Consider the following 10,763-nt stretch of genomic DNA (forward strand, 5'->3'; position numbering starts at 1 on the left):
GTCTGATGCAGATAGGGCGACGGTTTAGGCCTATGCTCAAGGAGCTCGTGGCGAAAATGGTTGCGACATTTGAGGCGTCTAGGGGCGGGCTGCCTTTCAGCGTGCGTGTCCGTGCCAAATTGCGACGCAGCTAATTCAGTACTGTAAGTAGTTCCAGCTGGTTTTGGGTTTCCAATTTCGCGGATGCGCGATAGCGATAGGTCAGCACAGTTGTTTCGAGGTTTTAAAAAAATCTTTCCATCTCTCGCGTCGTTTTTTGGGCCAATAGATACGAGATTACCGGGCGTTCCCGATGTGCAAGATTCGCCAAGATTCTTTGGTGCAGTGCATCGCTGGTTCGCGTCCTGACATCCAGACCATGTCGCTGTCAAGCTTATCGAAACGCCGGCGGTAATACCCCACTGCAGTGGTCGCTCCTATTGCGCAGTCCATGCTCGGTATCGAATGGGCTTGAAACGGCCACTTACGATTGGAATGTCCGTTGGCTTTGGGTTTACTTTCCCATGTTTCGTTCGTGTTAGGGGTATTCGCGTAGTAATAAATTACGACAACAAAAAGGCGTGACTGCCCGACAATGCGTTCATGAGTTAGCTAAAAATCTTATGGAGATACGCCTCATCATGACTGTTAGCAGTATCGACCGGATCGGTCCCTTTGAATATAGGCGCTTCTTGCCATCGATCCCCCCTCTGGATGGGGCGTACGACGCAACGTCCCACGATGTGGTGATTGTCGGCGGCGGTCCGGTCGGATTGGCGACGGCGCTTGGGCTTGCACGCCACGGAGTGCGTTCAGTCGTGATTGAAGCGGACGACACTGTCTGCGAGGGCAGTCGCGCAGCTTGTATATCGCGACGCAGTCTCGAGATTCTAGAACGTCTTGACGCGGCGCATGATTTTGTTAGCAAGGGATTGCCATGGCGAACCGGTCGTAGCTTTTACCGTAACGAAGAGGTTCTCGTATTCTCGATGCCAGACGATGGGGTGGGTAAGTTTGCGCCCATGATCAATCTCCAGCAGTACTACATTGAGCATTATCTGCTACAGGCAATCGAACGTCGCAATAGCTTGACGCCGGGGATGATTGACGTTCGCTGGGCCTCTTCGGTTACCGACATGAAAGTTGGCGAAACCGGTGTCGATTTGGAGATCCGCAATGCGCTCGGCATCTATCGATGCCGCGCCGGCTGGCTCGTCGCATGCGATGGCGGTCAGAGTTTCGTCCGCAACGCATTGGGATTGAGCCTGATTGGAACGGGTTACGAGGGGCGGTACGCAATCATCGACATTGAACTGCCCAGCGACGCTCCGACCGAGCGGCGCGCCTGGTTTGACCCACCATGGTGGCCTGGCTCGACAATTCTGATGCACCAGCAACCGGACAATATCTGGCGGATCGACTATCAGCTTCGTCCGGGCGACGATCCCGAGGCGGCGCTGACCCCGACAGCTGTTGAGACATTCGTGCAACGGCATCTCGATGCAATCGGAGAGGGGCATTTGCGATGGAGGCCGGTATGGACGTCACTGTACCGGGCTGGAGCTATGACACTGGACTCATATCGGCACGGCAGGATCTTGTTTGCTGGCAACGCCGCTCATGCGATGCCAATCTTTGGCGTCCGTGGCTTGAACTCTGGCTTCGACGATGCGGACAATCTCGCCTGGAAACTGGCTCTTGTGGTGCGCGGATGCGCACCCGCGGACCTGCTGGAAAGCTACAGTGACGAGCGTATTGCTGCGTTCTGGATCAATGCGGAGAGCGCAATGCGCAGCACTGAATTCATGTCGCCTCCGTCGCGCGGATTCGATTTGATGCGCGAGGCATGTTTGTCACTCGCCGGTGACCATGTATCGATCGCAAGTTTGATCAACCCGAGACAGACGCGCGCGGTCACCTATCAGGACTCTACGCTTTCGAGTGATAGCGATCCGTTTGATGTGGGGCCAGCGCCGGGCGCTCCCGCGAAAGACGTGAAACTGCCGCAGGAGAATCTCTACCTAAGTGACCTGCTGATGGCGCCGGCATTTACGGTGCTCGTTTTCGGCGACGACCGGATAGGTCGAGATTTGAACGACGCACTACTTAAGACTGGCTTTCCTGTCCACATAGCAATGGTGGCGTCCGGACACCCTTCACGTGACAGTGGCCGGCTATCCGATTCTGGTCAACTTCTGCGCGAAGCCTATGGTGCGCGGAACGGTAGCGTCTATCTGATTCGCCCGGACGGACACGTGGCAGCGCGCTGGCATGACCCGACACCTGACAGAGTTCGGGGTGCCATCGAACGCGCTTGCGCAATCAATGAGGGGAGCAAGGAGACGCTATGTCGGAATTGAACGAAGCCGCGCGCGACCGCGTATATACCCGCTGTGCGAATGCAGTGACGGCGGCTGGCGGTAAAGCGGAGGCGCTATTTCTCGCGCGCCTCGTATTGCTGCTTTTCGAGCGGGTCGGCGACGAACATGTCTGCATCCAGGCAATCGACGCCGCATCACATGACCTGCCGGAGCCCTCACTGTCGGCTGCGCGGGATGTCGGGCAAAGCCCAATTGCTTAAATTTTACCGAATCAGCAGTTTCTGGAGACTCAACATGGTTGCTGTTCATTTGCCTGGAGATCCGATTATGTCCCCTCCGGGTGACGGAGTTCGGGCCATTCATGGATTGCATCATTTCGCGTGGCGTTGCCGCGATGCGGAAGAAACCCGGTCCTTCTATGAAGATCTGCTGGGGCTGCCGCTCGTACACGTGATCAAAAAGGACCTCGTGCCGAGTACCGGCGAGTATTGCCCATATGTGCATATCTTTTTCAGGATGCGGGACGGCTCCCACATTGCGTTCTTCGACCTTGGGGACGGGCAGTCCGCCCTACCCAGCGCCAACACACCTGGCTGGGTCAACCATATCGCACTACGGGTCGGCAGCCGTAGAGAATTGGATGACATGCATCGTCGTTTGATGTCTCATGGCATTGATGTGATCGGTGTAACAGACCATGATCAATATATCGAATCAATATACTTCTTCGATCCGAACGGTTTCCGGCTCGAGTTGACGACAGAAGTTGCATCGCCAGACACCGTTGCGGGATATGCAGAGATTGCTCACGAGCATCTCGATTCATGGACCACGGAGAAACTGCAGCGCGCGGCAGATAGCAAGGGGGCAAAATGACCGTTCGATCCAACCCACTGCGACTCGCAACGCGCGCTAATGGAACTCGGGATGGTGAACTCGTGCTCGTATCGCCAGGCTTGCGTCGCTGTGTTGCGGTTCCGGCGATTGCCAAAACGTTGCAGGCCGCACTCGATGATTGGGTGAATGTCACTCCTGAACTCAGCAGGGTAGCCCGTCGCCTCGATGCTGACGGCTGGGCATCAAGCGAGGGGTTCGATCCACGGTTTTGTGTTGCGCCATTGCCACGTGCGTATCAATGGGCGGACGCTTCTGTATATCGAAATCACGCGAGACTGATCTATCAATGGCGTAAGGAGCCAATTCCGCCGCGCTACGAGGAGGAGCCACTCGTGTACCAGGGCGGCTCTGACGTGATGTTGGCCGGTCACGCGCCAATTGAGGTAGCGAGCGAGGCACACGATATTGATTTTGAAGCCGAGATCGCGGTCATTACCACGGATGTGCCGATGGGAACGACCGCAGCGCAAGCGTTAGACTGTATCGCACTCGTGGTCCAGCTCAACGATGTGTCATTGCGGGGCTTGATCCCGGCCGAGCTGGCACGCGGGTTTGGATTTTACCAGAGTAAGCCGGCTAGCAGCTTTGCGCCGGTAGCGGTCACGCCTGCTGTACTAGGCAAGGCGTGGCGTGATGCCATGGTGCATTTGCCAGTCCGGATCGAGATGAACGGCCAATTCTTTGGAAATCCGAATGCAGGGGAGGATACGGTCTTTAATTTCGCCCAGATTATTGCGCATTTAGCGAGGACGCGTTCGCTATCTGCGGGGACGATCGTCGGCGCGGGAACAGTCAGCAACGCAGATCCGGACACAGGCAGCGCGTGTATTACTGAAGCACGCGTACGGCAGATGCTTGCGGGTGTGCCGGAGAAGGAGCTTCAAAGTTATCTGAAGCACGGTGACCACGTACGCATGGAGGTTCTCGATCAAGACGGGTGTTCAGTATTTGGAGCAATCGATCAGGTCGTGCGCGTGGTGGGATAGGGCGCAGGGCACTAACGGATGAGAGCCGAGCCGGTTTGGCCGCCACCGTGTGTGCGGCGGCTCTGTCGCAGCAAGGCGGTCTGCTATGCTGAGGACTTGAAGACCGAGGTGACGAGAACGTTGAAGGAAGGGGTGAATGCGGCTGTGGTAGTGTCGGCGTTTGAGTACTCGCCCTACCGTTGGATGTGATGCTGCTGTGCGTGCGTTGGTACGTTGCGTACCCGCTGAGCCTGCGCAATCTGGAAGGATCATGTCCGAGCGGGGCCCGTCAATCGATCATTAGACGGTTCACCGGTAGGCGCTGAAGCTGTTGCACGCGTTGGAAAAGCTCTTCCGGCGACGCAAGCACCCGGTCGGAAAAAGCTGGAGGATGGACGAAACCTACATCAAGATCAACGGCCAATGGCGATACCTGTACCGGGCCGTGGACAAGGATGGCGACACCGTCGGTTTCCTTCTGCGATCCCACCGGGGCAAGGTTGCGGCACGCAGGTACTTTGAGAAGGCAATCAGACACAACGGCGAGTCTGGGGCGGTAACGATCGACAAAAGCGGAGCCAACCCGGCGGCGCTCGAGGACATCAACGCCGCTCGGGAGCAACCGCTCAAGATCCGTCAGGTGAAGTACCTGAACAGCATTGTGGAGCAGGGTCATCGTGCGATCAAACGCCGAACGCGATCGATGATGGGCTTCAAGAGTTTCCGATGTGTGCGCATTTTGCTCGGAATTGAGTTGATGCATATGATCGTCAAGGGACGGATGCAAATCGGCGGCTTGAGCACCAGACACCTGCCGTCCAATTTTACGCGTTTGAAAAATAAGGAATCCTGTTTTATCTGGACCGCCTATCGCCGCAACGCCTTATAGCGACAAAGTCGGCTGGCCTGCTTTCCACTCGATTGCTGTTTTAGTTTTCAAGCATTTTCATTCAGGAGAGGAGGTGATCAATGTCGAACAGCATTCGTCAATGCACGGTCGCGGACCCTTTGCTGAGAGAGTTTTGGCCAAAATCTTGTGAGAATTGGCCAAAAATCGGTGGCTGAAGCTTCATCATGTCAATTTATCTGATATTGTAGAGGGCCCTATACTATAATACCGCCCCGTAAAAGAGGGCTGCGGCGCTGAAGCGGCACATCAATCGCCACGTCCACCACGACGCTACGGACAATGTGCCAACGAGTAAGTTTTCGGTGACCGGATTGAGGTCATGCAACTATTTGACTGAGCCCATAGTTAGGCCTTGCACAATAAAACGTTGTCCGACAAGCATTAGTACGAGTGCGGGAACGATCGCGACGATTGAAGAGGCCGCCATTTGACCGTATTGAATGTCGTAATCTTGTGCGAATTTGGCGACGGCCACAGGTACCGTGGCAGTAGCTCAAAGGCTTTCTCGGGCGCCGGGCCTTTCAGACCTCCCCAGACTCACGTGGCCCGCGTGCCCGGCGACGGCCCCCAGGGATGAGAGCAACGGCGATTGCAAATTGCAGTACGCGCAGTTGACAACTGCCACGCACTGCGCTTGCGGAAAATGTGTGACGTTCGTCGATTTGCCGAAAGACACACACGTCAGTCCAGTAGGAGAGCGCCGAAGTGCGTGAGAAGATCCGATGCTCCCTTGATCAGCTCGCTGTGAAAGGAACGTAAGCCTTAGATGGATCCGAAGTTATCAATTCGGAATCCCCGAAGGAGGCGGTCAGCGAGGGATGTAGCGGAGCTTCGCGGTAATTGCGCCAGAATTTGACCCTGTTTTAATGAATCCAACAAATGCTTGACGGGTAAGGCAAGTACAGACTCATGTACATTCCAGCGCAACGCCGCCCGCGGAAGACTGTAAAAGTACAGACTTTCAGGCTCGCGGGTGGAGAACGCGCCGGCTTGAGAGGCCGGTACTATCGGCAGTATGGGTACAAACTTATTTGTGCGGGAACATCAAAACAAGCTCTGCTGCCCCGACATCAGCGTATCGAAATCCTCGCGCAGGAAAGGCAGGATCGCGTCCGCAACAGGCTGTAGCTGACGGCTCACATAGAACGCGTAATCGAGCGGCGAACTCAGCGTTTCGAGCGGCTCGGGGCCGGCCGTCGTCATCACGTAGCTGATCCAGCCGCCGTTCTGATACTGGAGCGGACGGCCCTTCGCGCGATTGAACTCGTCCGCGACGCGCGCGGCGCGCACGTGCGGCGGCACGTTGCGCTGATACTCGACGAGCGGCCGGCGCAAGCGCTTGCGGTAGACGAGCTGGTCGTCCAGTTCGCCATTGAGCGTGCGCTGCACATAGTCGCGGATGTACTCCACATAGGGCTCGCGCTGAAAAATGCGCCGGTACAGTTCGCGCTGGAACTCCTGCGCGAGCGGCGTCCAGTCGGTGCGCACGGTTTCGAGGCCCTTGAACACGACTTCTTCGCCGCCGTTCTTCGCGAGCGTAAGCCCGGCGTAGCGCTTTTTACTGCCTTCTTCCGCGCCGCGCACCGTGGGCATTAGAAAGCGCGAGTAATGGCGTTCGAATTGCAATTCCAGGGCGCTTTGGAGACCGAAGCGTTCCTGCAATTCGGCCTTCCACCACGCATTGACGTGCTCGACGAGTTGCTTGCCGGTGCGCGTGGCGTCGGCCTCGCTGTGCGCGTGTTTGAGCCAGACGAAGGTCGAGTCGGTGTCGCCGTAGATCACGTCGTAGCCTTGCGACTCGATGAGCTGACGTGTTCTGCGCATGATCTCGTGCCCGCGCATCGTGATCGAAGAGGCGAGGCGCGGGTCGAAGAAACGGCAGCCGGTCGAGCCGAGCACGCCGTAAAACGCGTTCATGATGATCTTGAGCGCCTGCGAGAGCGGGGCGTTGTGGTGCCGCTTCGCGTTTTCGCGTTCGTCCCACACCTGGCGCACGATTTCCGGCAGGCAATGCTTTTCACGCGAGAAGCGCGCTCCGAGAAAGCCGGGCACGGACACCGCGTCGCCGGGATCGCTCAGACCTTCGATGAGCCCGACGGGATCGATCAGAAACGTACGGATGATCGAGGGGTAGAGGCTCTTGTAGTCGAGCACGAGCACCGAGTCGTAGATGCCGGGGCGCGAATCCATGACGAAGCCCCCGGGGCTGTTTTCGCCCACCACGTCGCCGATGTTGGGCGCCACGTAGCCGAGCCTGTGCATCTTCGGCAGATACAGGTGCGTGAACGCGGCGACCGAACCGCCGCTGCGATCCACCGGCAGCCCCGTGACCGACGCGCGCTCGAGCAAAAAGGCAATCAGCTCGGTTTTCTCGAAGACACGAGTGACCAGTTCGCAGTCCTTGAGGTTGTAGCGGGCCAGCGCGGGTTTGTCTTCGTCGAAGCGGCGCTGGATCTCGTCCATGCGCTGATACGGATTGTCGATGGACTTGCCTTCGCCGAGCAGCGCCTGCGCGACGTATTCGAGACTGAACGACGGAAAGCTCCAGGTGGCCGAGCGCAGCGCCTCGATGCCGTCGATGATGAGGCGCCCCGCTGCGCCGGCGAAAAAGTGATTCTCCCGCATGCCGTGCTCGCGCCATTCCATGACCTCGCCGCCGCGCCCAAGGCGCAGCGGCACGCCGGTTTGCTGGGCGTGCGCGTGCAACACGCGCAAATCGAACTGCACGAGATTCCAGCCGATGATCGCGTCGGGGTCGTGCTGCGCCATCCACGCGTTCAGGCGTTCGAGCATCAGCGCGCGGCTTTCGCAGTATTCGAAGTCGAAGTCGATCTGGCTCGCGTCGCCATTGGCGGGGCCGAGCATGTAGACCTGGCGTTGTCCGCAGCCTTCGAGCGCAATGGAATACAGCTCGCCCTGCGCGCTCGTTTCGATGTCGAGCGACACGAGTCTCAAGTGCGGGCGATAACCGTTGGCGGGCTTCATCTCGCCGTCGAGCAGCACGCCGCTTCCGTTCGCGTCGACGGCATCGCCTCGAAACAGCACGGGCGCCGTGATGAACCGTTCCATCATGTAGCGGTCCGGCGGCTGGATATCGGCTTCGTAGACGTCGACGCCCGCTTTGGCGAGGCGCTTTGCATGCCCCGCGAGGGCGCGATGTTGCGGCGAGTAGAGCCCCAGCACCGGACGGCGCTGGAAGTCGCGCAAATTGAGCGGGCGGAGTTCGGCGCGTGCGTCGCCCTTTAGTGCGGCGCGGGCCGCGTTTTCCTGCGCGGCCGGCACGAACGCCACAGAGGGCTGGGGACGCAGGCGCAGCTGACGCGGCCCTGCGTCGGTCGCGAGCCAGAAGTCGACCTCGGTGTGTTCGCCCGTATCGCGCCAATGGCGGGTGAGAATAAAACCCGCTTCAAACTCAGACAAAGTGTGACTCCGCCGCCCATGTTTCCCGGTTGCGATTGTAGCGGTTGAACCTGAGAAAGGCGGCGGGTCGTGTTAGCGCTGAAGCAGGTGCGCGAACATTGGATACAGCGAAACGATCAGCGAGAGCGCCATGCCGACATTGAACAGGCGCAGCCGCCGCGGGTTCGACAGAAAACGCCGCATGCTGGTGCCGAACGCGGCCCAGATGCAGATGCAGGGCAGGCCGATCACATAGAACAGGACGGCCATCGCCATCGTATTGGTGCCGAAGTTCGCGGAAAGGCGAATCGTGGTGGCGGCCGTGAGCACCATCATCCACGCCTTGGGATTGACCCACTGGAACGCGATGGCTTCATGAAAGCGCATGGGCCGATGCTCGCCGCTCTTGACCTTGAGGTCGCCCGAGGTGCCGATCTTCCACGCGAGATACAGCAGGTACGCAATGCTCGCGACTTCCAGCACGACATAGAGCGACGGAATGTGCCGGAACACCTGGCCAAGCCCGAAACCCACGGAGAGCATGAGCACAACCACGCCGGCACTAATGCCGAGAATGTGCGGCACCGTGCGGCGAAAACCGAAGTTGACGCCGGAAGCGAGCAACATGGTGTTATTGGGGCCGGGCGTGATCGTCGTGACCACGACGAAGAGCATGCCGGCGGGCAGCGCGCTGAGCATTTCGGGCAGCATGATGCGAGGGGCTCCGGAAAGAGAAGACAGATTCGACGGAGATCAGTTTATCGACAGTGCGCGGTACAGTACCGGTACAGTTCTGTGGACGCTGAACAGTACGGATTGGGTTGAGGCATGACGCGGCGGAATTCACTGAGACGTTCACCGAGGCGTTCACGCGAAACATCGACAAGGCTTGTTCGCTCGGACTATTTGCATGGATGTTCACAACCATCCTGTTACTCGGGTTGTTTCGGTTGCTCACAAGGTCGCGCTTTAATGGGTCATTTTGAATTCAAAAAAGAGAAACATCTTTCGTTGATGCCTGTCCAGTAACGACTAAAACGGGAAAACCGCACGCAGCGAGCGTTTCCCTCTAAAACCGTCTAGTCTTTATCCTGCGCGCAACCTTTGAATTCTTGTGCGCGATCAGGTCTCAATCGAGATCGTGCGGATTTTGGGAAATCGGATACGCACGATGCCTCGTGTTAAAGACTGTCTTTTTAGTGTTGTCGCAGGGTCCGCTCTGGCGACGCCAGGAAGGAGACTGAAATGCGAGGTGCCGGCTGTGCGTTAGTGACTTCGCTGGTTGCCTCGCTAGCGCTTTGCGCCTGCGAGGCGCCCACTTCGGGCTCCACCTTCACGCCGGCCCAGGCGCAACAGGTGATGGTGGTCGAACTCGGTGCGATCGAATCGGTGCGGTCCGTCACGATCCAGCCCGGTCCATCCGGCATTGGCGCGATCGCGGGCGGCGCACTTGGAGGCATCGCGGCGGGCAGCAACATCGGGCGCGGCACGGGTTCCGTTGCGGCGGGCATCGGCGGCGCCGTGCTGGGCGGCGCGGCGGGCAATGCCGTGGAGCAGCGCGTCACGCAGCGCACGGGCCTTGAGATCGTCGTGCGTCTGGATTCGGGGCAACTGATATCGGTGGTTCAGGACGCGGATCAGCAGTTCGTTCCGGGCGACCGTGTGCGAGTGCTGTTCGGCAACAACTCGGTGCGCGTGACCCGATGACGTGAACGCAGGCGGGATGGGTCTCTCGATAAAGCGAAGTTCCGAACCAGGCGAGGAAACCGATGGCCGATACCGGGCAGAAGATGAGCCGCGTGCAGCCGACCGCGATGGTAACCGAGGGCATGGTGGGCGCCGGGAGCGGCAGTTGCATCGGCAACGTTTCGTACCGGATGCCGATCGAGTCCGCGCTGGGCGCTTTTTCACCGGTGTTCGCCTATGGCAATGCAGCCACGGTTATCGTCGCGGCTTTAACCAGCGTCTGGCTGTTTCGCTTTCTCATGCTGTACGGCCTGAAGCCGGTCGCGTTCCTCAACACCATCGCGACGTTTGCCACCAGGATCGCTCCGATCAGGGTGTTCATCTTCAACCGCCTGTTCGTATTCAAGTACGGCGCCTTCCGATGTCCCTCGATACGGTATTCACGTTCGCGGACCGCTAACGCGTGGTGATCGCGCCGGTTTGTCGGTAGTTGTTTTCGGATGGATACCGGCGCGCCCGGCGAAGGCTGCAACAGGGCGCGATGTCATTTCAGGGTGGACGCGGGCAGCCGGTCCAGGGATCCGGAGGAATACGCCAGTGTTTGCG

At 58.6% G+C, this 10,763-nt stretch carries 8 protein-coding genes and 1 pseudogene; 7 read left to right on the plus strand and 2 right to left on the minus strand.

Annotation, left to right across the window (positions count from 1 at the left end; genetic code table 11):
• Nucleotides 1-620 precede the first annotated feature (620 nt).
• The 5 genes and pseudogenes from FAZ97_RS18325 (at nt 621) to FAZ97_RS18345 (ending at nt 5,005) form a co-directional block, all read left to right on the plus strand.
• Nucleotides 621-2,339 carry an FAD-dependent oxidoreductase gene (locus FAZ97_RS18325; RefSeq protein WP_233271787.1) on the plus strand — a complete coding sequence of 573 codons (1,719 nt, stop codon included), beginning with the start codon at nt 621-623 and terminating at the stop codon, nt 2,337-2,339.
• Complete coding sequence (locus FAZ97_RS18330; protein ID WP_158759860.1) at nt 2,327-2,560, plus strand: DUF2783 domain-containing protein; 234 nt, start codon at nt 2,327-2,329, stop codon at nt 2,558-2,560. Before FAZ97_RS18325 ends, FAZ97_RS18330 begins: the two co-directional genes overlap by 13 nt.
• Before the next feature lie 67 nt (nt 2,561-2,627).
• Nucleotides 2,628-3,176 carry a VOC family protein gene (locus FAZ97_RS18335; RefSeq protein ID WP_158760980.1) on the plus strand — a complete coding sequence of 183 codons (549 nt, stop codon included), beginning with the start codon at nt 2,628-2,630 and terminating at the stop codon, nt 3,174-3,176.
• Nucleotides 3,173-4,183 (plus strand): fumarylacetoacetate hydrolase family protein, encoded by a 1,011-nt coding sequence (locus FAZ97_RS18340; RefSeq protein ID WP_158759861.1) that lies wholly within the window; start codon nt 3,173-3,175, stop codon nt 4,181-4,183. The genes FAZ97_RS18335 and FAZ97_RS18340 overlap by 4 nt, the downstream gene beginning before the upstream one ends.
• A 188-nt stretch (nt 4,184-4,371) precedes the next feature.
• Nucleotides 4,372-5,005: pseudogene (locus FAZ97_RS18345) on the plus strand (IS6 family transposase).
• A gap of 1,111 nt (nt 5,006-6,116) precedes the next feature.
• Here the strand turns inward: FAZ97_RS18345 and FAZ97_RS18350 are convergent.
• On the minus strand, nt 6,117-8,492 hold the full coding sequence (locus FAZ97_RS18350) for a DNA polymerase II (protein WP_158759862.1): 2,376 nt from the start codon (nt 8,490-8,492) through the stop codon (nt 6,117-6,119).
• Between the two features lie 72 nt (nt 8,493-8,564).
• Complete coding sequence (locus tag FAZ97_RS18355; protein WP_158759863.1) at nt 8,565-9,182, minus strand: LysE family translocator; 618 nt, start codon at nt 9,180-9,182, stop codon at nt 8,565-8,567.
• A 534-nt stretch (nt 9,183-9,716) separates the two neighbouring features.
• Between FAZ97_RS18355 and FAZ97_RS18360 the strand changes: the two genes are divergently transcribed.
• Nucleotides 9,717-10,178 carry an outer membrane lipoprotein gene (locus FAZ97_RS18360; protein ID WP_158759864.1) on the plus strand — a complete coding sequence of 154 codons (462 nt, stop codon included), beginning with the start codon at nt 9,717-9,719 and terminating at the stop codon, nt 10,176-10,178.
• 62 nt (nt 10,179-10,240) lie between these two features.
• Nucleotides 10,241-10,627, plus strand: a complete 387-nt coding sequence (locus FAZ97_RS18365; protein WP_158759865.1) for a hypothetical protein — start codon at nt 10,241-10,243, stop codon at nt 10,625-10,627.
• The last annotated feature ends 136 nt before the right edge of the window (nt 10,628-10,763 follow it).

This window comes from Paraburkholderia acidiphila (assembly GCF_009789655.1).
Taxonomy (GTDB): domain Bacteria; phylum Pseudomonadota; class Gammaproteobacteria; order Burkholderiales; family Burkholderiaceae; genus Paraburkholderia; species Paraburkholderia acidiphila.